This window comes from Mesorhizobium calcicola, assembly GCF_042682105.1.
In the GTDB taxonomy this organism is placed as follows: Bacteria; Pseudomonadota; Alphaproteobacteria; order Rhizobiales; family Rhizobiaceae; genus Mesorhizobium; species Mesorhizobium calcicola.
Genome location: NZ_JBHUGY010000017.1, coordinates 84,235 through 104,730, shown reverse-complemented (window position 1 = coordinate 104,730; position 20,496 = coordinate 84,235). Strand labels below are relative to the sequence as shown.

The following is a 20,496-nucleotide window of genomic DNA, read 5'->3' as shown; positions in this document are numbered from 1 at the left end:
CTATTCCACGCTGAGCCGATACCCAATACCGCGCACGGTCTGCAACCAGACCGGATTGGACGGATCGCGCTCGATCTTGCGGCGCAGCCGGTTGATCTGGACGTCGATGGTGCGCTCGCCGACTTCGGAATCGTCACCGACAAGCTCGTGGCGGGGTATCGTCTCACCTGCCCGCGCGGCGAAGATCGCCAGGATCTCCTGCTCGCGGTCGGTCAGCTTCAGCGCCTCGCCGCCGCGCTTCAATTCGCGCCTGGCGATCTGGAAGGTGTAGGGGCCGAAGACCAACTGCTCGACCTTCGGCGTCGTCGCCGGGCCGCCGCGACGCAGGATGTTGTTGATGCGCAGGATCAGCTCGCGCGGATCGAAAGGTTTTGGCAGATAGTCGTCGGCACCGGCTTCGAGCCCGGTGATGCGGCTGTCGGTTTCCGACAGCGCCGTCAGCATCAGGATCGGCACGTTCTTTTCGGCGCGTAGCGACTTGGTCAGGTCGACGCCCGTTTCGCCGGGCATCATGACGTCGAGGATCAGAAGATCGAAGTCGAGACCTGCAAGCTTGCGCCTGGCTTCGCCGGCATTGCCGGCGACGGTGACGCGAAAGCCGTTTTCGGTCAGATACTGCTTGAGAAGATTGCGGATGCGGGTGTCGTCGTCGACGACCAGCAAATGCGGCGCGTCATCGTCCGGTGCGGCCGCGTGATCGACCCTTTCAGTGCTCTCCATGGCTTTTCCCTGACATTTTTGCGGACCCAACGTCGATCTGCGCTCTCAGTTCCGGATTGACCATCGCTTCGAGGAACCGTTCCACCAAGGTCCGTTCGGTGATCCCGGAATCTCCCAATGCAGCATGGATGCGGCGCGACTGTGGCCGTGCCAGCGCCAGCGCCAGCGCGCGGCCCTTGGCTGTCGGATAGAGCTCACGCTGGCGGCGGTCGCGCGGACCTTGCAACTGCACGACATGGTCGGTGTCGATCAATTGCTTGAGCACGCGCGCCAGGCTCTGCTTGGTGATCTTCAGCACGTCGAGCAGTTCGGCGACCGTTAGGCCCGGTCTGCGGTTGACGAAATGCAGCACCCGGTGATGGGCGCGGCCAAAGCCGTAATCGGCCAGGATCTGATCCGGATCGGAGGTGAAGTCACGATAGGCGAAGAAGAACAGTTCGATGATGGCGAAGTCGATGCCGTCCTCGTCGGTGATCGCCGTCCTGATCGGTTTCCCGGCTGCGTGGCTTCGGTCCGTCATCTTTTCTCCGCTTGAAAGAGAGATTATGTCAGTACTATTGACGTAATTTCCCTGCAATGGTAATTTTTGACAAGCTTTTGGGCTGATTGCGAACGAAAAGGCAAGCGAAGCCGGTTTTTCTGGAACTTCCTGAGTTTGCCAGAGCGCAATTATCCGCCTACGCTCCAGCATAAAAGCCGCTTTGCGCGGCCGACACGAAACACAACGATACAACACTATGCGGGTTGCCGCCCGCGGGAGGTTACCATGGCATCCGTTCCCTTCGATCAACTGGACGGCTTCATCTGGATGAACGGCGCGTTCGTCCAATGGGGTGACGCCAAGATCCACGTGCTGACCCATGGCCTGCACTACGCCAGCGCCGTCTTCGAGGGCGAGCGCGCCTATGGCGGCGAGATCTTCAAGCTCAACGAACACACCGAGCGCCTGCATGAATCGGCGCGCCTGCTCGGCTTCAAGATTCCCTATTCGGTGGCCGAGCTCAACGATGCCTCCACCACGCTTTTGAAGAAGCAGGGTTTCCAGGACGCGTATGTGCGGCCGATCGCCTGGCGCGGCAGCGAACAGATGGGCGTTTCAGCGCAGAACAACCGCATCAACTGCGCCATCGCCATCTGGCAGTGGCCGAGCTATTTCGATCCGGCGCAGAAGCTGAAAGGCATCCGCCTCGACGTGGCGGAATGGCGCCGGCCCGACCCGCGCACGGCGCCGTCCAAGTCGAAGGCAGCCGGCCTCTACATGATCTGCACCATGTCAAAGCACGCCGCCGAGGCCAAGGGCTATGCCGACGCCATGATGCTCGACTGGCGTGGCCAGGTCGCGGAAGCGACCGGCGCCAACATCTTCTTCGTCAAGGATGACAAGATCCACACGCCCAAGCCCGATTGCTTCCTCGACGGCATCACGCGCCGCACGGTCATTGGCCTGGCCAAGGATCGCGGTCTGGAGGTGATCGAGCGCGCCATCATGCCGGAAGAACTGGAAGGCTTCGAGCAATGCTTCCTGACCGGGACGGCAGCGGAAGTAACGCCGGTTTCGGAGATCGGACCTTACCGATTCGAGGTCGGTGAAATCGCCAAGAATCTCATGAATGACTATTCTGCAGCGGTTCAGCCCAAGCACGCGATCGCGGCAGAATAACGAAAGTCACAGCTTTTCGAGCAAGCAGGGGCGGTTTTAGGGCCGCCCCTTTTATTTAAGTGTTTCTGCATTTGACTTTCGTCCAATTCGGCGTCTCATGATGGTGTCGGCCTGGGAGGCTGGCAGCTATGGAGGGACTAATCATATGGACATGAACACGCTTCTTCCGATCATTGTACAGGTGATTACGGGTATCATCGGTGGTCAGGCGGTCGGTGCGGCGCTCAAGACAGCCGCGATGGGTCAGCTTCCCAAAATCCTGGGCGGAGCCATTGGCGGCGTCGGCGGTGCGGCGATCCTCGGCAGTCTGCTGGGTGGCGGTGCGGTGGATCCGGCTGCCGCGGCAGCAGCAACGAGCGGTCTCGGCAGCGCGCTCAACCTCAACAACATCGTCGGCGGCGCCGGCGGCGGCGCGATCCTGACCGCCATTCTCGGCGCGGTCATGGGCGCCATGAAGAAGTAAGCCATTCGATCGAGGTTCTACAGCATTTCAAATGGGCGGCTCCGGCCGCCCATTTCTGTTTCCGGAACGACTGACTGTTCGTCTTTCGAGGGGTGGACGCCCTTCGCCCGCTTTTTCCAGGTTGACGCAATTCCGGACGGAAAAGCGTTTCACACTTTTCCTGGAATTGCTCTACATCACGCTGGAATAGCGAAAGGACGATCATGGGTCAGCTCAATGCCGGCATCGTGCCGGTCACACCGTTCCAGCAGAATTGCACCATCCTGTTCGACATGGACGACAAGCATGGTGTCGTCGTCGATCCGGGCGGCGATATCGACAAGGTGCTGGCGGTGCTGAAGGACAACGCGATATCAGCCGGGGCAATCTGGATAACGCATGGCCATATCGACCATGCCGGCGGCGCCATGGAACTGAAGGAAGCGCTCGGCATTGACATCATCGGTCCGCATGAGGCCGACAAGTCGTTGCTCGACAATCTGGAAAACCAGGGCAGGCGTTACGGCATCGCCGGCGCGCGCAACTGCGTGCCCGACCGGTTCCTGACCGAAGGCGAGACCGTGTCGTTCGGCTCGCATGTGTTCGAGGTGTTGCACTGCCCCGGCCACGCGCCTGGCCATGTCGTCTACTACAACCGCGCGGCCAAGTTCGCCCATGTCGGCGACGTGTTGTTTCGCGGCTCGGTCGGCCGTACCGACCTGCCGGGCGGCGACCATGCGGCGCTGATCGCCTCGATCAAGGACAAGCTCCTGCCGCTCGGCGACGACATCGGCTTCATCTGCGGCCATGGCCCCGGCGGACGCTTCGGCGAGGAGCGGCGGACCAATCCTTTCCTGACCTAGAGCACGTCCGGTTTAATCTGGGTCATAACCTGCGGCCTTGAAGTAGTTCTGGCATTCGGCTGGGGTGAAGAGGTCGACGAGCGATCCGACGGCGGTCCACAGGGCTGTGATTGTCCTCTCGGCTTTGGCCCGCATAAGAGCCTTGAGTTTTGAGAAGGCGTTTTCGATCGGATTGAAGTCGGGGCTGTAGGGCGGCAGGAACATGAGCCTCGCGCCGGTCGTCTCGATTGCATCGCGAACGCCGGCGGCCTTGTGGGCGGGAAGGTTGTCCATCACGACGATGTCGCCCTCCGACAGGGTCGGGACCAGCACCTGCTCGACATAGGCCAGGAATACGTTGCCGTTCATGGCGCCGTCATAGACGAACGGGGCGGTCATGCCCGTCAGCCGCAGTGCGCCGGTGAAGGTGGTGGTTTTCCAATGGCCGTGCGGCACGCCCGCCCGGCAACGCTCACCGCATGGCGCACGGCCCCGCAGCCGGGCCATCTTGGTCGATAGTCCAGTTTCATCGATGAACACCAGCTTTGCCGGATCGAGATCGAGTTGGCCGTCGAACCACGCACGACGGCGCTTCAGGATGTCGGGACGATCCTGCTCCAGTGCATGTGCGGACTTTTTTTGAACGTCCAGCCGTGCCGGCCAAGCCAGGCGCTTAAGGCGCTGCGACTGATCCGAGCCGATCGCTCGACCGCCAGCCGCTCTACCATCTCGTTCAGCGTGATGTCCTTGCGCTCATCGATCAACCCCACGATGAAGGCTTTATGCGCATCGAGGCTGGACGCGCGTCGACGGCCTTGCGGCCGCGGCGTCCGCTCGCCGATCTTCGCCCGTGCGATCCACCGGATTGCACTCGATATGCCGACGCCGAACCGCGCCGCCGCCTGCCGGGCAGACATGCCCGCGTCCGAAGCCTTCAAGACCCGCGATCGAAGATCGTCGCTCAGTGCTCTTCCCATCATCCACCTCATCAAAGTGGATGTTGAATCACCCGCGAAGCCCGACGTCACATCACAATCGATTCATTGATCGCGGGACGTGCTCTAGAGCAGTTCACCGTTTCACGGAAACGGCGAACTGCTCTAACTCTTTGTTTTGACGCAATTCCGGACGGAAAACCGTCTCACACTTTTCCTGGAATTGCTCTAAGGGTATGCCGATATTCAGGTGATGCCGGCCTGCGAACGGTTTCCTGCGCCTCCGGTGCTCACCTACCCAAACGTACGCTCCGCTCCGGTTGTAGAGCCAAACAAAAAGCGCCGGCCTCGCGGCCAGCGCTTTTTGTTTGGGGCAGGGAAGCCCTTGGTCCTAAATCAGTTGGCCGTGCAGAAATGCTGTTCGCCGTCATTGCCGGTGAACGTGCCGGTGCGGGAGTTGAAGGTGCGGTAGCGGTCCGAGCAATAGTCGTACCAGTCACGCGTCCATGGCTCGGCATAACGATCGGCGTAGACAACCCTCGGCTCCGCATAGTAGCGGCGCACCGGGGCCGGGCGCACCACTACGTCACGATCGTAGTAACCGTCATCGTAGTAGCGGTCAGCGTCGGGCGGCGGCCGGTCATTGGCCAACGCACCACCGATCAGCGCGCCGGCCGCGAGTCCGAGGACGCCGGCGGCAATCGCGTCGCCGTTGCCGTGGTGGCCATGACGGCGCCAATCACCCGCGCTGGCAGCCGGCAAGATCGCGAGCGTGGTGGCGACCAAGGCGGCGGACAGGACGGCGGTCTTGAAAATTCGGTTCATGTCTGTCTCCTTCGTGCCGGCCCGTGCAGTTTCTGGGGATGCGGTCCGGCTTTACCAAAGACTAATATACGACCATGGCTGAACGGGGGCTGAACGGATTTCGACGCGTCGATGTCGAAACAAGCGTCAAAGCCCCCTCAAGGGAGCGGATCTGTCCTGCAGCAGCCGTCGCCTGTCTGAAGGGCTCAGCCGACCGAAAGATTGACGGCCTTCGGACCCTTGCCGCGCTTGTCCGGCTCCGTGTCGAACGACACTTTCTGGCCATCCTCGAGACCGGGAAGACCTGACGCCTGCACGGCTGAAATATGGACGAAAACATCCTTCGCGCCATCGTCGGGCGTGATGAAGCCGAAGCCCTTGGCGTGGTTGAAGAATTTGACGGTGCCGGTCTGCGGCATGGGAAGCTCCTTTGATCCCATAAAGTCCAGTCTCGGGCCGGCAAATGCCCGAATGGAAATTTGTCCTTTATTTTAGCGCTATCGGCAAGAGAAAGTTTTGCGGGCACCAAGTGCGCGTTGGCGGCACGAAAAAGGCGCGACGAAAACCGCCGCGCCTTTCACAAATTCAAATCCCTCTCCAAGCCAGGTCCAGGCATTGGAGCCTCCATCGCGCGTCCGAGAGACGTGCGGCGTGCCGATGGCTCAGCCAGCGCGGAGGTTGACGGCCTTGGGGCCTTTGCCCATGCGATCCGGCTCGACGTCGAAGGTGACCTTCTGGCCGTCGACGAGCGTGCGCAGGCCGGAGGCCTCGATCGCGGAAATATGGACGAACACATCCTTGGCGCCGCCATCGGGAGTGATGAAACCGAAGCCTTTGGTCGCGTTGAAGAATTTAACGGTGCCGGTCTGGGCCATTGGGGAAACTCCTTCACCCGTTCAGTCTGGTGGTCCTGCCCGCCGCCTGGCGCAATGGGCAAGTCCCGGTGGTTGCTTCGGCAGTCATGCATTGGCGCATGGTCAAACCCCCCGCCGAAAACGGGGCCGTCAGAGATTCACAGTATCGGGGAAAGGTCGTCCAAAACGTTCCGCTCTCCGGGTCGCAAATGCCCGAACACGGAATTTATCGCACGGAAACGTGAAGGTTGCAAGATAGCGCCGCGGGCCGCCGCGGGCGCATCCCGACGCATGGATCGACTGACCTGAGCATCGATGCGGCTCGACATAGGCTTGGTTGCCGGCCGGGTCATCGGCCCAGAGCCGGGCCACGAATGGGCCAGATGGTGTGGCCGCCGGGGCGAGACCGGACTGATCGCGGCCTCGGCTCCCGGGTTGTTGCGTGGCGCTGCAAACGGGGGTTGCATTTGATAAGGGATCGATGAAGATCGGGGAATGGCGAGGATCGTCTTTCAGGGACGGGATCGAGGGAGAGATCGACATGAAGTTTCTGGCGGAAATCTTTTCGCGGCAAGGTTTTGCCATCCTTTTCCTGTCGGTAATTCTTGCCGCCTGCACCGTCGTCGTCGATGAGGGACCAGGGCCGCGTGCGCCACGGCCCGAACCGCAATTCTGCAGCAGGCAGTACGAGCCGGTCTGCGCCCGGCGCGGCGGCGACCGCCAGACCTTCGCCAATGCCTGCCTTGCCGACCGGGCCGGCTACCGCATCGTGCGTGACGGCCCTTGCCGCGACGGCGGGGATGGCGAAGAGCAGACGTTCTGCACCCGCGAATATGCTCCCGTGTGCGCGCGCCGCCATGGCGAACTGCGCACCTTCCCCAATGCCTGCGAAGCCCGCGCCGCGGACTATCGCGTCATTGATGGCGGGCCTTGCTAGGAGACCTGGATGCTCTCCATCTTCGGGGAGGCGTCGTAGGACGCGGACAGATAGATAAGGACAGCGCAAAGGAGTTGCGCTGCTCGTCACACCTCCGCCGGATACGCCCCATCGGCTGGGCCGGCGTAAAGCTCGCTGCCGTTGTCATCGGAAATGCGCAGGCGATCGGGGATTTGCGGCATGGCCAGCGTGTGGAATAGCGCGGTGGCGCCCTGGAAGGCGGCGCGCAGGTTCGGCGCCTCCAGCGATACCTTGTCGAACGTGGCTTCGGCGGCGTCGCGCGACCGGTAGAACTCGATGACGAAGTTCAAGCGCGCCTCCGTGTGCCAGGGTGTGTTGCGCGGGCCGTTGCGTCAGTCCGTCGCCTCACGCAGTGGGCGACGGAAGAGGGCGCGCGAGGCGCCCCTGGGCTGTCAGCCCTTCGCCTTTGGCTTCAGGCTGCTCTCGGCCTGCTTGACCGAGGAGCCGAACGGGGAGGCGGGCTTGGCCACGACCTTGTCCTTCTTCGGCTTGCGCGTTTCGCGATTGCTTCGCTGTTGACCCTTGGACATGTCGTGCTCCTGTTGCGTGTTGGCCTGGCTTGCGGTGGCGGTCTCAGACGGCCGGGTTTTCAGCCGGTTCGAGATTGTCTTCCGTGGTGACCCGCTCATGGGTCTCCTGCTCGCTGCGGATGCGGTATTGCGGCGAGCCGTCCTTGACTGGCAGCCTGCTCTTGATCTGGAACAGTTCCGCAGTCTTCTGGACGAGACCGGTGCGGCTCTTCATGCGGACAGTCTGACCGATCGCAAACTGGTGCGCGGGCGTATCGGTGCGCGGGCGCGCATTCTGCTGGAAACGGATCATGCTGCATTCTCCCTGTCGCGCTTCAGCGCTGTTTCGAGTTCGAGGTAATCGATGGCGACAAGCTGGCTGGTGGTCGGGTTTTTCACCGCCCTTGCCGGCAGATGGATGAAGGTGGCGACGCGGCGCCAGGCAAGCCGCGACATGCCCTCGATCACCTCTTCGTCGTGGTCGATGTCGTAGTCGCCGGCCGGCAGCTGTCCTTCCAGCCCGCCGAGCACGAAGGGTGCCGCGAAATGCGCGATGGTGTGGGTGGTGCGATCCGTCATTGTCTTGCCTTGATGCTTCCGCAGCGGCCCTTAAAAGCAAAAAAGCGGGGGCGAGCCCCGCTTTCCTATTTCCGGCAATCGCTGGAAATAAGCCGCTTTCGAGGGCTGCCAGTACATCCGTGGTCAGCGTTCATCGAATTCGGCCGGATCAGATCAGTTGCAAATTGGCGGCCGATTCGCGGCCCTTGGTGTCACGGTCCAATTCGAACTGCAGTTTCTGGCCTTCAGCGAGGCCAGGGAAGCCGGCGCGCTCCAGCGCGCTGACATGGACGAAAACGTCCTTGCCGCCATCGGTCGGCTGAATGAAGCCGAAGCCCTTCTGGCCATTGTAGAACTTTACGGTTCCGGTGTTCATCTGTGTCTTTCGAAGAATGAGACATGGCCGCGGAGCGAATCTGCCGCACGCCCGGTATCGATAATTGGAATGAGATTGGCGGGTCGAGAACCTCTGACGCCGCGATATGCCAATTCTGGCCCAAACGATCCTGCTTACATAGCTCGTCAGGCCCAATTGTTCAAGAAGATTTCTAAAAAACACTCACCCTCTTAAAAAAAATAGATCGCTGTAACCATTTGAAAAATTCTGATATGGATCAAACGCTTTCTAAAAAAATGCTTGGGGTTATGCTGGGGCGGTTTTCCCGGCACTTGTATTTTATTTATTGTCGAAAGGACAAAAGCCATGTTTTCCGTTAGAACCCCGAGAGGCACGACCGTAGCGATCAACCCGATCATCAAGCCCATACACGCCATTGCCGTTGGTCCGACTGGCAAGCCGATGATCGTCAAATCGGCACGGCTGACCATCAGAAGCGATGAGGCGGCAAGGCGAACGATCGCCGATACCGATGGTACCGTGAGGCGGGCCAGGCAGGTTGCCGAGACCAACCGCCTGATCTGATCTTTTCCACGCGACGGAAGGGCGAGACACCAAGCGAAGCCTTGAACCCGCCGTGCCGATGGCCTAGATCGCCACAAGCGGACAAACACGGCAGGTTTCCCATCAACCGAGATCAGAGAAGAGCGGCGGGCGCCAATTCAGGCTCAGGCGGTCAACCGCCGCTGGGGCTCGACCAGCGTGTGCAGCAGGCGCTGCAACTGCATCAGGCGGGGCGCCGGCAAGAGGCCGAGGCGATCTACCGGCAGGTGCTGGCGCAAAAGGCCAATCACGCCGCCGCCGCGCATTTCCTGGGACTGCTGCTGCACCAGACCGGGCGCAGCGCCGAAGGGCTGGGCCTCATCGAACAGTCGGTGCGGTTGCAGCCCGGCAATCCGGATTTTCACAACAATCTCGGCACCGTGCTGCGCGACCTTGGTCGGGTCGCTGCTGCCGTCGACTGCTTCCGCAAGGCGGTGACGCTGCGGCCCGACCAACTGGCGGCGCGCGACAATCTCGGCTCATCCTTGAAGCAGCTCGGCCAGTTCGAAGGCGCTGAAGACATCTATCGCGGCACCGTCGGGCGCAATCCGTTCCATGTTCGCGCGCGCATCGGGCTTGCCGAAACGCTGCAGGAAGCCGGGCGTCTGGATGAGGCGCTGGCCGTCTTCCACGAGGCGCTGACCATCCGGCCGAAGGACGCCGAGCTGCTGCATGGGCTGGGCGTCGGGCTGATGGAGAAGGGCAAGCTTGATGAAGCGGCCGATCTGTTCCGGCAGGCACTGGCGGTCGACCCGGGCATGGCCAGAGCCTGGCTGATGCTGACGCAGGTCAAGCGGCAGAAGGAACGCGACGCAGAATTGATCAGCATGGAGGCTCAGCACGCCAAGGCGCCGCAGGACAGCCTGGCGCGCATGCAGCTGTCCTTCGGCCTCGGCAAGGCCAATGACGATCTGAAGGATTATGGCAGGGCCTTCGACTATTTCGCCGAAGGCAATACGATCCGCCGCAAGGGCATCGAGTACGACGCGGCCAAGACGCGCGCCGAATTCGAGGCGATGAAGGCAACCTTCGATGCCGGCTTCTTCGAAAAGCACCGGCCGAGTTCAATTAGCGACGACACGCCGATCTTCGTCGTCGGCATGCCGCGCTCCGGCACGACACTGGTCGAGCAGATCATCGCCAGCCATCCCCAGGTCTATGGCGCCGGCGAGCTCAGCATCCTGAAGACGGCGGTCGGCAAGCAGTTTCCGTTGACCATGAAGGGCGGCTTCCCGGCAGGGATCGCCGACATGCCCGACAAGGCTTTCGCCGAGGCCGGCGAAGCCTATCTCGACATGCTGCACGCCCGCTATCCCGGCTCCAAGCATGTCACCGACAAGATGCCGGGCAATTTCCTGCTCGTCGGCTTCCTGCATCTGATGCTGCCGAAGGCGAAGATCATCCATTGCGCGCGCGACGCGGCGGCAACGTGCCTGTCGATCTACAAGGTGCATTTCCGCGGCGACAGCCATCGCTACGGCTACGACCTCGGCGAACTCGCCGATTTCCACAATCTCTACACCGACATCATGGCGCATTGGCATACCGTGCTGCCCGGCGTGGTGCATGATGTGCGCTACGAGGATTTCGTCGCCGACCAGGAAGGGCAGACGCGGGCGCTCATCACCCATCTCGGCCTGCCGTGGGACGAGGCGGTGCTGTCGTTCCACGAGACCGACCGGCCGGTGCGCACGGCGTCCGCCGCGCAAGTGCGCCAGCCGATGTATCAGGGCTCGGTCGATCTGTGGAAGCGCTATGGCGATCGGTTGAAGCCGCTGCTGGACAAGTTGGATTAGCGCGCGAGGTCCTCAGCTTCGTCATCCACGGGCGGAGCAGCCACGAAGCGGTGTCGCGAAGACCCGAGGATCCATGCCGTGAACTCGATCACGGATGCAGTGGCGCAGAATTCTTCACCGTTTTCAAAGCGTTAACGTCACGGCATGGATCCTACGGTCTGCGCCGCGTCGCTTCGCTCCTTGCTCCGCCATAGGATGACGAAGCGGTGGGGGCTCAGTTGCTCAAAGCTCGATGAAGGGCCGGAAGCCGCCGGAGATCATGCGCTTCATATCGAAGGGCATGGGCCCCCAGTCGGGTGTCAAACGCGGGTCGGCCATCACCTTGGCCATCACCGTGTCGCGGCTTTGCCTGGATTCATAGACCGCCCAGGCGAAGACGACGATCTCGTCGTCAGTTGCCTGAACGGCACGCGGAAACGAGGTCAGCTCGCCATAGGGCACGTCGTCGCCGATGCATTCGACATAGGCGAGCGCGCCGTGTTCCATCCATATGGGGCCTGCGAGGTTGGCCAGCTTCTTGTAGTCGTCGAGTTTGGCCTTTGGCACGGCAAGCACGAAACCATCGACATAGGACATGGTGAACTCCTTTGCTGAAAACCGAGCGCCGGGTCGGCGGGGATGCGACCCGGCGCGGTGAGCGCGTCAGCCCTGCCATTGGCGGGCGACCCCTGCTCGTTACTTCACCGGGGCGTTCATCGCCCAGGCAACACCAAAGGGGTCACGCAGCTGGCCCCAGCGGTCGCCCCAGAACATCACCTGCAGCGGCACCACTTCCTCGCAGCCGGCCTCGACGGCGCGCTTCCACCAGGTTTCGATGGTGTCGTCCTGGAGATGCAGCTGCATGGTGTAGCCCTGCGGGTTCTGGTGCCGGTGGCCGTGCTCGGGATAGGCGTCGCCCAGCATCAGCGTCGAGCCGTTGATGTAGAGATGGATGTGCATGGTGCGGCCTTTTTCGTCCGGCGGATAGGCAAACACCTGCTCGGCGCCGAAGGCCTTCTTATAGAATTCAGCCGCCTTGAAGGCGCCGTCCACCTGCAGATAGGGGGTCAATCCGCCGAGAACTTTCGGCGCGGGCTGAACGGGGGTCTGGTCAGTCATGTCTTGCTCCTCTTTGCGTTTGGGTTGGCCTTGCAGACCATAGGACGCGTGAGGTGACGGCAATCCTACAGGGCCGCGAAATTTTCGCGGGTAGCCGGTGGTCTGAACGGAAGTCGTGAAATGAACTTGCGTCAGCGGGCTCCAATCAGAGCGCAATCCTCGCAGTTCGTAGGCTAGAACTGGTGGGCCGCGGCTTCCTCAACCCCTGAGACGACAATGATCCTCTACTACCAGACCCATTCGCCCTTCGCGCGCAAGGCGCTCGTCTTCGCTCACGAGGTCGGCATTGCCGATCGGCTCGAGGTCATTCATCACGAGACCAGTCCAACCTTGCACAATGCCAGCGTCTACGCCGAAAATCCGCTCGGCAAAGTACCGGTGCTGTTGCGGCCCGATGCGTCGCCGATCTTCGACTCCGATGTCATCTGCGCCTACTTCGATACACTGCATGGCGGCCGCAAATTGCTGCCGCAAGACGGCGAGGCGCGCTGGCAGGCGTTGCGGCTGCAGTCGGTCGCCCAGGGCCTGGCGCAGACGGGCATTGCGTTGCGCTGGGAGACGGAAAGGAGACCCGAACAGCTGCGTTACAGTGCTCTTGCCGAAGGATATCGTGAAAAGATCGAGGCCAGCTACGATTGGATCGAAAGCGCGCTAGACGATGACGCGCTGTTTCATGTCGGCCATATAGCCCTGGCCACCACGCTGTCCTGGATGGCGTTCCGTCACCTTCCGCCTTTTCGCGCGCGGGCGCGGCTCACGCGCTGGTTCGACGCTTTCGAAAAGCGCGCGTCGATGCAGGCAACGCTGCTTTCGGGCGATACGCATGATTGACCAACGGTCGCCTTTGGCAGCCGGCGTCAATGACGCCGGCTGTTCTGCGCATCGAAGATTTCCGGAAAGCCGATATCCTTGCGCAGCGCGGCTGGCAGCGAAAGCAGGATGCGTTCGCTGCGGTGGCGAGCACGCGCTGCCGCATAGCGGGTTGCGATGCGACCGATGGATGACAGGACTGACATGATGAGTTCTCCTTGGTTGACGCCGGCATCATCGTGTCGGCATCCCAAGGACGAGGCAGGCTGAGGCTATCCGACAACCCGCCGGAATTTTTACGCGGCACCCGATTTTTGGTCGAAGAAGATTTCGTCGCCGGACCTACGCAACCGTGAGTGTCGGGATAGCTGAAACATCAACTTCACGCTCTGCATGCCAGGCATCGAAAGCCGCCTGCATCCGCAGCCAGATCGCGGCGCCGTCGCCGAACAGCTTCCCAAGGCGGGCGGCCACAGCCGGCGAAACCGGTTTCTTTTCGCGGATGATGTCATAGAGCTGCTGCCGGGAGATCCCGAGCAGATTTGCAATTTCCACCTTGGTCTTTCCAGTTGCCGGGATAATGTCCTCAAGCAGCGCTCCCGGGTGGGAGGGACAACGCTCAATCGGACGCGTCGGCTCGTGCACGGTCATAAGTCGAACTTCTCCAATCTGGCCGCCTCAGTGATATTGCTCGAAATCGACGCGGGCGGCGTCCTTGCCGTCGAATTCAAACGTGATGCACCACGGGCCGTTGATGTGGACCGTGTAGCGGATGGGGTCGAAGCGTTTCAGCTGGTGGAAGTCGAAGCCGGGGAGGTTCATCTCCTCCGGCTTTTCCGAAGCTTCCAGGCGGTCAAGCCGGACAAGAATGCGCTTGTGCATCTTGGCGTCGATCTTGCCGGTTTTTCCGGTTTGAAAGAGGTCCGACAGCGCCTTGTTCTTGAAGGACTTGATCATGACGCATGTAAACAGATTGCTTACATAAATCAAGAGCTCTGTAAGCGAATAATTTACAGACCCTGTTGCTATTTCACGGTACATCGAGTCCGGAGTTCCGCCGACCGCCGTCTCAGCCGCCCGCGTCGGCCACCAAGCGGAAGAAGTCCTCGGGATCATCGACCTCCGTCAGCCGCCGCTTGTCGATCAGCCAGAAGCGGTTGCCGATGGCGCGGATGAAGGAGCGGTCGTGCGAGGCGAGCACGCAGCTTGCCTGATGCGCCAGCAGCTCGGTTTCCAGCGCTTCCTGGCCGTCGATGTCGAGATGGTTGGTCGGCTCGTCGAGCAGATAGAAATTGGGATTGGCGAGCCGGAGCGCCAGCATCATCAGCCGCGCCTTCTGGCCGCCGGACAGCACGCCGATCCGGCGCTCCTGCATGTCGATGCCGACGCCGGCACCGGCGAGCAGCGAGCGGGCGCGCTGCTCGCCGACATCGTAGCGGCGCGAGACCATCGCCAGCGGCGTGTCGTCGCCGCTGATGCCCGACAGCGCCTGGTCGCTGTAGCCGAGCACCGTCGATGGCGTCACCTTCACGTTCCGCACCGTTTCAGGCTCGAGGATGGCGTTGCGGATCAGGGTGACGAAGCGCGACTTGCCGAAGCCGTTGCGGCCGAGCAGGACGATGCGATCGCCCTGGCAGATGTGGCGTTTGCCGGTCCTGAACAGCAGCGTTCCATCAGGGGTTTCCACCGCCGCGTCGTCGAGCGTGATCAGCACCTTGGCGTGGGTGCCGCGATTGGCGAGCCTGATCGCGCCGGCCGATTTCTCGCGATGGGCCGGGTTCGCCGCCTCTTCCAGACGCTCGGCCCGCTGGTTGAGCTGCTTGGTCTTGACCGTCAACAGGTCGCTGCCCGAATTGATGCCGATGTTGTTGAGCTTGGCGGCCTGCCGGCGCAATTGCTGCGCCACCTTCATGTCGCGCTGGAATTTTCGCTCGGTCGAGGCGTCGACCTCGTCCAGCGCCTGTCTTGCGCGGGAGTAGGGCAGGGCGAACACCGGCGACTGTTCCGGGCGCAGGAACAGGGTCCGGTTGGTCGTGGCGTCGAGGAAGGCACGGTCGTGACTGGCGATCACCACCGGCACCTCGCGCGGCAGCGTGTTCAGCCAGGCCTCGAGCTGGCTGATGCGGGCCAGATCGAGATGGTTGGTGGGCTCGTCCAGCAACAGCACATCCGGATCGGTGACCCAGACGCGGGCGATCAGCGCCAGCCTCTGCCAGCCGCCGCTCAGCGCTTGCATCTGCCGTTCGCGCATCGCCTCCGGCACGTCGAGCGAATCCAGGACGACGTCGACCCGCCACAGCTCGCTTTCGGCCTGCTCGAGCGGCAAGGCATCGGCCACCACCTGATGGAAGCTGCGGCCGAGAAGGGCAGGTGCAACGGACTGTTCGACATGGCCGAGGCGCAGGCCGCGCGTGCGGGTGATGTCGCCAAAGGTCGGTTCCATCTCGCCGGTCAGGCATCTGAGCAAGGTCGACTTGCCGCGGCCGTTGGCGGCAACGATGCCGAGCCGGTCGCCGCTGCCGATGGTGAGGTCGAGATTGGCAAAGAGCGGCGCACTCATGGTGACGCCGAGGGATTTGAGGCTGATCAGGGCCATTGTGATTTCTCTGGTCTTGCCGGAATCAAGTCCGGTTCCATGCACTTTGACGGTGCGCGTGCTGGCCATCAGGCTCGGCGTTGCGGCACCACGAAGGGCAGACCAAAAAATCGAAGCGGGAAAAACCCGGACCGTCCCTGGTCAGCCCTGCAAGCAAGCTCGCAGGGCAGAAATCGGGCCACGCTGACGATGGTGACGAAAAAACGTAAACATTTGAGCCCTCCTTTCGAGACGTTCGAGTGTGGGGAGCGATTACACCAAAGGCGGGGATGGTGGCAAGAGGAGGTGTTCGACGCGTGTGGTCGGGGCAGAAAATCGAGGATCAAACAACCCGCAAGTCACCGCCACTCACGTTGTATTCTTTGTTCAGGTCGAGCAGGATGTGGCCGAAGACTATCTTTCCGTTCAAATCGACAACAATAACCAAAAGAGCGTTGAAACGACCGGTGCCAATCAGCACTTGGTCAAATCGGTTCTGCGCGTCTCGGTAGACATGGCGAACGTCGTTTAAATACGGCACGCCGACTTCGTCCAGATTCAGCGCGTCGACATACGGCCATATGTCGACTGCAGCATCGGCCGTGGCCGTGACATCCGTCATTGGCTCAATGAAGCAAGCCTTGAACTCTTCTTCATCGAGTTTGCGAACGACGACCATTGCGCATTCTAAGCGCTGGTGCTGGAGGTCTGCAACGGACGTCTGTAGGTAGCTGCGCGCCGATCAGCCTTCTCCGCAAGGGGAGAAGGAAAGGGGCGCCCTACCGTCCAGGCCTGCCTGTCTTGCCCGGCCGCCTCTTTTCGCGGCGGGCGTCGCCGGGGTTCTCGTAGGAGCCGATGCCGGCGCGCTCGCGCTTGACCGGCTTGTCGCCCTCGATCGGTGTTTCGGTCCGCCGCACGGTCATCTCGTCGAGCGAGTTCTTCTTGAACAGCGGCTTGTTGGCGTCGCCCGGAATGCCGAAGTCCGAGCCGTGCGCTTGCTCGGCCGACTGCTTCTTGAACAGCGACCGCGGCACGGCGCCAGCTGGCGTCGGCATGTCGGTGCCTGGACCCATGGCGTCGAGCGACGGCTTGGAAAACAGCGGCTTCTTCACCGGCACGGCGCCGCCGGCTCCCATCGCGTCGAGTGCCGGCTTGCGGAAGAGGTTGGGCCGGGCAGCCCTGGCCGCCTCTTCGGCGGCACGTGCTTCGTCGAGCTTGCGGAAGCGCTCCTGTTCCTCGGTCGTACGATGTTTGGCCACGCCCTTGTTGTGCTTGCCCTTTTCGCGGCCCGAGGCGGGGCTTTGGCCTTCCATCTCGCGCGCCAGCGGGTCTTCGGAGATCGACAGTTCCATCTCGCGCAGCCTTTTTATCTCGTCGCGGATGCGGGCTGCCTTCTCGAAATCGAGATTGGCGGCGGCGTCGCGCATCTGCTTGTCCAAGGCGTCGAGATGGGCCTTGAGATTGTTGCCCATCATCGCACCGGCGCTGTCGGTGAACTGCGAGATGTCGGCGCGAACATGGTCCTTCTCGTAGACCGAATCCAGGATGTCGGAGATGCGCGACTTGACCGATTCCGGGGTGATGCCGTTGGCCTCGTTCCACTCCACCTGCTTCTCGCGGCGGCGGCTGGTCTCGGCCATCGCCCGCTCCATCGAGCCGGTGACCTGGTCGGCGTAGAGGATGACCTTGCCGTCGACGTTGCGGGCGGCGCGGCCGATGGTCTGGATCAGCGAGGTTTCCGAGCGCAGGAAACCTTCCTTGTCGGCATCGAGAATGGCGACGAAGCCGCATTCGGGAATGTCGAGCCCCTCGCGCAAAAGGTTGATGCCGACCAGCACGTCGAAGGCGCCGAGCCGCAGGTCGCGCAGGATCTCGATGCGCTCCAGCGTGTCGATGTCGGAGTGCATGTAGCGGACGCGCACACCCTGTTCGTGCAGATACTCGGTCAGGTCCTCGGCCATGCGCTTTGTCAAAACCGTGACCAGCGTGCGGTAGCCGGCCTTGGTGGTGTCGCGGATCTCGCCGACGACATCGTCGACCTGGCTCTTGGCCGGGCGCACCTCGACCGGCGGATCGATCAGGCCGGTCGGGCGGATGACCTGTTCGGCAAAGACGCCGCCGGCCTGTTCCATCTCCCAGCCGCCGGGTGTCGCCGAGACGGCAACGGAAAGCGGCCGCATGGCGTCCCATTCCTCGAAGCGCAGCGGCCGGTTGTCCATGCAGGACGGCAGACGGAAACCATACTCCGCCAGCGTCGCCTTGCGGCGAAAATCGCCACGATACATGCCGCCGATCTGCGGTACGGTGACGTGGCTTTCGTCGATAAAGACCAGCGCGTTGTCGGGAATGTACTCGAACAGGGTCGGTGGCGGATCACCCGGCTGGCGGCCGGTGAGATAGCGCGAATAATTCTCGATGCCGGCGCAGGAGCCGGTGGCTTCGAGCATCTCTAGGTCGAAGCGGCAGCGCTGTTCAAGCCGCTGTGCCTCCAGCAGGCGGCCGGCGCGCTCGAGTTCCACCAGCCGGTGCTTGAGTTCTTCCTTGATCGACTTGATTGCCTGGTTGAGGGTCGGGCGCGGCGTCACATAGTGCGAGTTGGCGTAGATCTTGACGCTCTTCAACTCGCCGGTCTTCTGGCCGGTCAGCGGGTCGAACTCGGTGATCTGCTCGATCTCGTCGCCGAACATCGAGATGCGCCAGGCGCGGTCTTCCAGGTGGGCGGGGAAGATCTCGATCGTGTCGCCACGCACCCGGAACGAGCCGCGGACGAAATTGATGTCCTGGCGCTTGTATTGCTGGGCGACGAGATCGGCGAGCAGCGCGCGCTGGTCGAGCCGGTCGCCGATCTGCATCTGGAAGGTCATCGCCGTATAGGTCTCGACTGAGCCGATACCGTAGATGCAGGACACCGAGGCGACGATGATGACGTCGTCGCGTTCGAGCAGCGAGCGCGTCGCCGAATGGCGCATGCGGTCGATCTGTTCGTTGATCGAGGATTCCTTCTCGATGAAGGTGTCGGTGCGCGGGACGTAGGCCTCCGGCTGGTAGTAGTCGTAATAGGAGACGAAATACTCCACCGCGTTGTCAGGAAAGAATTTCTTGAACTCGGAGTAGAGCTGCGCGGCCAGCGTCTTGTTCGGCGCCAGGATCAGAGCCGGGCGCTGCGTCTGCTCGATCACCTTGGCCATGGTGAAGGTCTTTCCGGAGCCGGTGACACCGAGCAGCACCTGGGTGCGGTCGTTGTTGTCGACGCCTTCGACCAGGTCCTTGATCGCCGTCGGCTGGTCGCCAGCCGGCTCGAAGTCGGACACCATCTTGATGGCGATGCCGCCTTCGGATTTTTCCGGGCGGGCAGGACGGTGCGGTGTCCACAGCACGCCGTCCTTGTGCAGCGGATTGCCGGATTCGATCAGCGCCGACAGCGCGGCCACCGTCGCGGTGACGCTGCCGGCGGCCATCGTCTCGGCGTCTTCCAGCGAGATGTCGAGCCCGGCGACCGGATTGAGGCCGGCTGCGGTGCGCTCCCTGGCTGTCGCCGCGCCACCCATCGAGGTGCCGCGCACGGTGCGGCCGGGGGAGGTCGAGCGCTCGGGAATCTTTTTCGCCGCCTTCGGCGATTTGCCGCCATCGCCCTTGCCGGCAAGGCGGCCTTCCTTTTCGGCCTCCTGCTCGATCTGCTCGGCCCAATCGGCGATCGAACCGGTCAGCGGCGTGCCCGACAGTTCGGCCTGCGGCATCTCGGCGAAGCCGCCCTTGTGCAGCGGTTCCGAGGCGTCGAGGAAATCGGTCAGCGGGCTGCGCCGCTTCGGCGCGGCGCGGTCGTCATTCGCCGTCGGCGGCGTTTTTTCATCGGGGGATTTGGCCATGCCGCGAATATGGGATTTCCTGGCCAAAATGGAAAGAGTGGGATGAAGCGAGGCGCTTCGCCGGATGCGGCTCCTGACAGAAGGCTGTCAGGAGATCCGGCATGGCGGTGCGGCTCAGGCGAGATCGGCTTCGGGAACCCCAACGACGAAGTAGCCAATAGGCGTCTCCGTGAGTTCGTCGACCCCGAGCCATTTCGCCGTCTCCCGCGCCCGTCCGGCTCCGACAGCGCAAGGGCTTAGTCCCAGGGCCGTCGCGAGCAAATAGAGCGTTTGGTAGAGACAGCCCACATCCTGATAGGCAAGGGTCAGGCCGAAGCGTCCATACTTCCAGAACAGCCGTTCCAGGACGGCGGCAATCACGAGCACAAGCTGCGGCTCGCCTTTCCGGGTTTGCCCCATCGCATCGTTGAGCCACGCGTTGAGCGCGGCCCCGCCCTTGTCATGCGCCCGAATGTGGATCATGCGGTGCTCGCGTGCCTCGTAGTGATAAAGGCCGGGTACGACATGCTCGATGCGGTTCGCCATGACGTACAATTCAAGTTCGGAGCGCGCGCCGGCGGCAGCGTAAGGCCGATAGACAATCTCCCCAAGATTCGAGTCCGTCTGGATGGCGACCACGCGAGCCGCATGCTCCAGCAGAACGCCAACGTCCGCGAGGGACAGCGGCCTTGCTCCATATCGCCGGAGACTGCGCCGCCGCGACAGCGCCTCGGCAAGCGTCATTGCCGGCAACGCGCCTCGCGGAAGTTCGATGCGCCGGCCCTCGAACGCCGGCCGGAACGGCGGCGGCGGCGGTTTTGTCCGGGGTGCGACCCCGCCGATCGACTGGATTTGCAGCACGTCGAGGTCAAAGGGGTGCCAACCGCATGCCGTTGCGCGGTTCTCGCCCGGCGATGTTTCGAGCACACCAAGCTGAACGAGCGTGTCAAGCGAATCCACCGAAATATCGATGCCCTCCTGGCGAAGTTCTTCCCGGGCTGCCCATTCTCCGAGCCTTGCCAGCAATCCGACGAGGACAGGGTCAATGGGGCGCCGCTCACCCGTCGAGCCAATCGCAAGCACTGCTTGCTGTCCGATCCATTCGAGGGCCAGCAATGGCGATCGCCGATACCGCGGCTGCGTATCCATG

The 20,496-nt window shown here is 62.4% G+C and carries 27 protein-coding genes; 7 read left to right on the top strand and 20 right to left on the bottom strand.

Annotation, left to right across the window (positions count from 1 at the left end; translation table 11 throughout):
• On the bottom strand, positions 1-720 hold the full coding sequence (locus tag ACFSQT_RS10330; RefSeq protein ID WP_095090873.1) for a response regulator: 720 nt from the start codon (positions 718-720) through the stop codon (positions 1-3).
• A complete protein-coding gene (locus tag ACFSQT_RS10325; RefSeq protein WP_379018204.1) occupies positions 707-1,240 on the bottom strand; it encodes a MarR family winged helix-turn-helix transcriptional regulator in 534 nt (177 codons plus the stop codon). The genes ACFSQT_RS10330 and ACFSQT_RS10325 overlap by 14 nt, the downstream gene beginning before the upstream one ends.
• Before the next feature lie 246 nt (positions 1,241-1,486).
• Here ACFSQT_RS10325 and ACFSQT_RS10320 point away from each other — a divergent pair, with 246 nt between their 5' ends.
• From ACFSQT_RS10320 to ACFSQT_RS10310, 3 genes are all read left to right on the top strand, one after another.
• On the top strand, positions 1,487-2,380 hold the full coding sequence (locus ACFSQT_RS10320; RefSeq protein ID WP_379018203.1) for a branched-chain amino acid aminotransferase: 894 nt from the start codon (positions 1,487-1,489) through the stop codon (positions 2,378-2,380).
• Positions 2,381-2,525: 145 nt separating this feature from the next.
• Entirely contained in the window at positions 2,526-2,843 is a 318-nt protein-coding gene (locus ACFSQT_RS10315) for a hypothetical protein (protein WP_379018202.1), read from the top strand.
• A gap of 203 nt (positions 2,844-3,046) precedes the next feature.
• The gene (locus ACFSQT_RS10310; protein WP_379018201.1) at positions 3,047-3,685 is read left to right on the top strand and encodes an MBL fold metallo-hydrolase; all 639 of its coding nucleotides are present in this window, start codon (positions 3,047-3,049) and stop codon (positions 3,683-3,685) included.
• A gap of 12 nt (positions 3,686-3,697) precedes the next feature.
• On the opposite strand, the gene ACFSQT_RS10305 is transcribed toward ACFSQT_RS10310, so the two are convergent.
• The 4 genes from ACFSQT_RS10305 to ACFSQT_RS10290 form a co-directional block, all read right to left on the bottom strand.
• A protein-coding gene (locus tag ACFSQT_RS10305) for an IS630 family transposase (RefSeq protein WP_379018015.1) occupies positions 3,698-4,641 on the bottom strand; the annotation gives its coding sequence in 2 pieces (ribosomal slippage) (positions 3,698-4,305 and positions 4,305-4,641; 945 coding nt in all).
• 354 nt (positions 4,642-4,995) lie between these two features.
• Complete coding sequence (locus ACFSQT_RS10300) at positions 4,996-5,424, bottom strand: BA14K family protein (protein WP_379018200.1); 429 nt, start codon at positions 5,422-5,424, stop codon at positions 4,996-4,998.
• 185 nt (positions 5,425-5,609) lie between these two features.
• Complete coding sequence (locus ACFSQT_RS10295; protein ID WP_013530020.1) at positions 5,610-5,822, bottom strand: cold-shock protein; 213 nt, start codon at positions 5,820-5,822, stop codon at positions 5,610-5,612.
• Between the two features lie 243 nt (positions 5,823-6,065).
• On the bottom strand, positions 6,066-6,278 hold the full coding sequence (locus ACFSQT_RS10290) for a cold-shock protein (RefSeq protein WP_140821513.1): 213 nt from the start codon (positions 6,276-6,278) through the stop codon (positions 6,066-6,068).
• A 520-nt stretch (positions 6,279-6,798) separates the two neighbouring features.
• On the opposite strand from ACFSQT_RS10290, the gene ACFSQT_RS10285 reads away from it, so the two are divergent.
• On the top strand, positions 6,799-7,194 hold the full coding sequence (locus ACFSQT_RS10285) for a Kazal-type serine protease inhibitor family protein (RefSeq protein ID WP_379018199.1): 396 nt from the start codon (positions 6,799-6,801) through the stop codon (positions 7,192-7,194).
• Positions 7,195-7,280: 86 nt separating this feature from the next.
• On the opposite strand, the gene ACFSQT_RS10280 is transcribed toward ACFSQT_RS10285, so the two are convergent.
• From ACFSQT_RS10280 to ACFSQT_RS10260, 5 genes are all read right to left on the bottom strand, one after another.
• The gene (locus ACFSQT_RS10280) at positions 7,281-7,505 is read right to left on the bottom strand and encodes a hypothetical protein (protein ID WP_379018198.1); all 225 of its coding nucleotides are present in this window, start codon (positions 7,503-7,505) and stop codon (positions 7,281-7,283) included.
• A 102-nt stretch (positions 7,506-7,607) separates the two neighbouring features.
• Positions 7,608-7,745 (bottom strand): hypothetical protein, encoded by a 138-nt coding sequence (locus tag ACFSQT_RS10275; protein ID WP_184874645.1) that lies wholly within the window; start codon positions 7,743-7,745, stop codon positions 7,608-7,610.
• 43 nt (positions 7,746-7,788) lie between these two features.
• Entirely contained in the window at positions 7,789-8,037 is a 249-nt protein-coding gene (locus ACFSQT_RS10270; protein ID WP_379018197.1) for a hypothetical protein, read from the bottom strand.
• Entirely contained in the window at positions 8,034-8,303 is a 270-nt protein-coding gene (locus ACFSQT_RS10265; protein ID WP_379018196.1) for a hypothetical protein, read from the bottom strand. The genes ACFSQT_RS10270 and ACFSQT_RS10265 overlap by 4 nt, the downstream gene beginning before the upstream one ends.
• 148 nt (positions 8,304-8,451) lie before the next feature.
• Positions 8,452-8,658, bottom strand: a complete 207-nt coding sequence (locus ACFSQT_RS10260; protein WP_227345679.1) for a cold-shock protein — start codon at positions 8,656-8,658, stop codon at positions 8,452-8,454.
• 327 nt (positions 8,659-8,985) lie between these two features.
• Here ACFSQT_RS10260 and ACFSQT_RS10255 point away from each other — a divergent pair, with 327 nt between their 5' ends.
• The gene (locus tag ACFSQT_RS10255; RefSeq protein ID WP_379018195.1) at positions 8,986-9,204 is read left to right on the top strand and encodes a hypothetical protein; all 219 of its coding nucleotides are present in this window, start codon (positions 8,986-8,988) and stop codon (positions 9,202-9,204) included.
• Between the two features lie 179 nt (positions 9,205-9,383).
• Entirely contained in the window at positions 9,384-11,018 is a 1,635-nt protein-coding gene (locus ACFSQT_RS10250; RefSeq protein ID WP_379018194.1) for a tetratricopeptide repeat-containing sulfotransferase family protein, read from the top strand.
• A gap of 222 nt (positions 11,019-11,240) precedes the next feature.
• Here the strand turns inward: ACFSQT_RS10250 and ACFSQT_RS10245 are convergent, their stop codons facing one another.
• Together ACFSQT_RS10245 and ACFSQT_RS10240 are read right to left on the bottom strand one after the other, a co-directional pair.
• Positions 11,241-11,594: a DUF1428 domain-containing protein gene (locus ACFSQT_RS10245; RefSeq protein ID WP_379018193.1), complete on the bottom strand. Its 354-nt coding sequence runs from the start codon at positions 11,592-11,594 to the stop codon at positions 11,241-11,243.
• A gap of 99 nt (positions 11,595-11,693) precedes the next feature.
• Entirely contained in the window at positions 11,694-12,116 is a 423-nt protein-coding gene (locus ACFSQT_RS10240; protein ID WP_379018192.1) for a VOC family protein, read from the bottom strand.
• 216 nt (positions 12,117-12,332) lie between these two features.
• On the opposite strand from ACFSQT_RS10240, the gene ACFSQT_RS10235 reads away from it, so the two are divergent.
• Positions 12,333-12,947 (top strand): glutathione S-transferase family protein, encoded by a 615-nt coding sequence (locus tag ACFSQT_RS10235; protein WP_379018191.1) that lies wholly within the window; start codon positions 12,333-12,335, stop codon positions 12,945-12,947.
• 26 nt (positions 12,948-12,973) lie between these two features.
• Here ACFSQT_RS10235 and ACFSQT_RS10230 read toward each other — a convergent pair whose 3' ends face one another.
• The 7 genes from ACFSQT_RS10230 to ACFSQT_RS10200 all read right to left on the bottom strand — a co-directional run bounded on the left by ACFSQT_RS10230 (position 12,974) and on the right by ACFSQT_RS10200 (position 20,462).
• Positions 12,974-13,132 (bottom strand): hypothetical protein, encoded by a 159-nt coding sequence (locus tag ACFSQT_RS10230; RefSeq protein WP_379018190.1) that lies wholly within the window; start codon positions 13,130-13,132, stop codon positions 12,974-12,976.
• 136 nt (positions 13,133-13,268) lie between these two features.
• Entirely contained in the window at positions 13,269-13,577 is a 309-nt protein-coding gene (locus ACFSQT_RS10225) for a HigA family addiction module antitoxin (RefSeq protein ID WP_379018189.1), read from the bottom strand.
• A 27-nt stretch (positions 13,578-13,604) separates the two neighbouring features.
• A complete protein-coding gene (locus tag ACFSQT_RS10220; protein ID WP_379018188.1) occupies positions 13,605-13,883 on the bottom strand; it encodes a type II toxin-antitoxin system RelE/ParE family toxin in 279 nt (92 codons plus the stop codon).
• A gap of 112 nt (positions 13,884-13,995) precedes the next feature.
• A complete protein-coding gene (locus tag ACFSQT_RS10215; protein ID WP_379018187.1) occupies positions 13,996-15,522 on the bottom strand; it encodes an ABC-F family ATP-binding cassette domain-containing protein in 1,527 nt (508 codons plus the stop codon).
• A 322-nt stretch (positions 15,523-15,844) separates the two neighbouring features.
• Complete coding sequence (locus tag ACFSQT_RS10210) at positions 15,845-16,180, bottom strand: hypothetical protein (protein WP_379018186.1); 336 nt, start codon at positions 16,178-16,180, stop codon at positions 15,845-15,847.
• Positions 16,181-16,280: 100 nt separating this feature from the next.
• Positions 16,281-19,367, bottom strand: coding sequence for an excinuclease ABC subunit UvrB (gene uvrB / locus ACFSQT_RS10205; RefSeq protein WP_379018185.1), 3,087 nt, complete (start codon positions 19,365-19,367; stop codon positions 16,281-16,283).
• A gap of 114 nt (positions 19,368-19,481) precedes the next feature.
• Positions 19,482-20,462: a SagB family peptide dehydrogenase gene (locus tag ACFSQT_RS10200; protein WP_379018184.1), complete on the bottom strand. Its 981-nt coding sequence runs from the start codon at positions 20,460-20,462 to the stop codon at positions 19,482-19,484.
• Positions 20,463-20,496 lie beyond the last annotated feature (34 nt).

Bases quoted from the DNA above. Each gene is read 5' to 3' on its own strand.
- ACFSQT_RS10330 (WP_095090873.1), bottom strand. From the start codon at position 720: ATGGAGAGCACTGAAAGGGTCGATCACGCGGCCGCACCGGACGATGAC.
- ACFSQT_RS10325 (WP_379018204.1), bottom strand. From the start codon at position 1,240: ATGACGGACCGAAGCCACGCAGCCGGGAAACCGATCAGGACGGCGATC.
- ACFSQT_RS10320 (WP_379018203.1), top strand. From the start codon at position 1,487: ATGGCATCCGTTCCCTTCGATCAACTGGACGGCTTCATCTGGATGAAC.
- ACFSQT_RS10315 (WP_379018202.1), top strand. From the start codon at position 2,526: ATGGACATGAACACGCTTCTTCCGATCATTGTACAGGTGATTACGGGT.
- ACFSQT_RS10310 (WP_379018201.1), top strand. From the start codon at position 3,047: ATGGGTCAGCTCAATGCCGGCATCGTGCCGGTCACACCGTTCCAGCAG.
- ACFSQT_RS10300 (WP_379018200.1), bottom strand. From the start codon at position 5,424: ATGAACCGAATTTTCAAGACCGCCGTCCTGTCCGCCGCCTTGGTCGCC.
- ACFSQT_RS10295 (WP_013530020.1), bottom strand. From the start codon at position 5,822: ATGCCGCAGACCGGCACCGTCAAATTCTTCAACCACGCCAAGGGCTTC.
- ACFSQT_RS10290 (WP_140821513.1), bottom strand. From the start codon at position 6,278: ATGGCCCAGACCGGCACCGTTAAATTCTTCAACGCGACCAAAGGCTTC.
- ACFSQT_RS10285 (WP_379018199.1), top strand. From the start codon at position 6,799: ATGAAGTTTCTGGCGGAAATCTTTTCGCGGCAAGGTTTTGCCATCCTT.
- ACFSQT_RS10275 (WP_184874645.1), bottom strand. From the start codon at position 7,745: ATGTCCAAGGGTCAACAGCGAAGCAATCGCGAAACGCGCAAGCCGAAG.
- ACFSQT_RS10270 (WP_379018197.1), bottom strand. From the start codon at position 8,037: ATGATCCGTTTCCAGCAGAATGCGCGCCCGCGCACCGATACGCCCGCG.
- ACFSQT_RS10265 (WP_379018196.1), bottom strand. From the start codon at position 8,303: ATGACGGATCGCACCACCCACACCATCGCGCATTTCGCGGCACCCTTC.
- ACFSQT_RS10260 (WP_227345679.1), bottom strand. From the start codon at position 8,658: ATGAACACCGGAACCGTAAAGTTCTACAATGGCCAGAAGGGCTTCGGC.
- ACFSQT_RS10255 (WP_379018195.1), top strand. From the start codon at position 8,986: ATGTTTTCCGTTAGAACCCCGAGAGGCACGACCGTAGCGATCAACCCG.
- ACFSQT_RS10245 (WP_379018193.1), bottom strand. From the start codon at position 11,594: ATGTCCTATGTCGATGGTTTCGTGCTTGCCGTGCCAAAGGCCAAACTC.
- ACFSQT_RS10240 (WP_379018192.1), bottom strand. From the start codon at position 12,116: ATGACTGACCAGACCCCCGTTCAGCCCGCGCCGAAAGTTCTCGGCGGA.
- ACFSQT_RS10235 (WP_379018191.1), top strand. From the start codon at position 12,333: ATGATCCTCTACTACCAGACCCATTCGCCCTTCGCGCGCAAGGCGCTC.
- ACFSQT_RS10230 (WP_379018190.1), bottom strand. From the start codon at position 13,132: ATGTCAGTCCTGTCATCCATCGGTCGCATCGCAACCCGCTATGCGGCA.
- ACFSQT_RS10225 (WP_379018189.1), bottom strand. From the start codon at position 13,577: ATGACCGTGCACGAGCCGACGCGTCCGATTGAGCGTTGTCCCTCCCAC.
- ACFSQT_RS10220 (WP_379018188.1), bottom strand. From the start codon at position 13,883: ATGATCAAGTCCTTCAAGAACAAGGCGCTGTCGGACCTCTTTCAAACC.
- ACFSQT_RS10215 (WP_379018187.1), bottom strand. From the start codon at position 15,522: ATGGCCCTGATCAGCCTCAAATCCCTCGGCGTCACCATGAGTGCGCCG.
- ACFSQT_RS10210 (WP_379018186.1), bottom strand. From the start codon at position 16,180: ATGGTCGTCGTTCGCAAACTCGATGAAGAAGAGTTCAAGGCTTGCTTC.
- uvrB (WP_379018185.1), bottom strand. From the start codon at position 19,367: ATGGCCAAATCCCCCGATGAAAAAACGCCGCCGACGGCGAATGACGAC.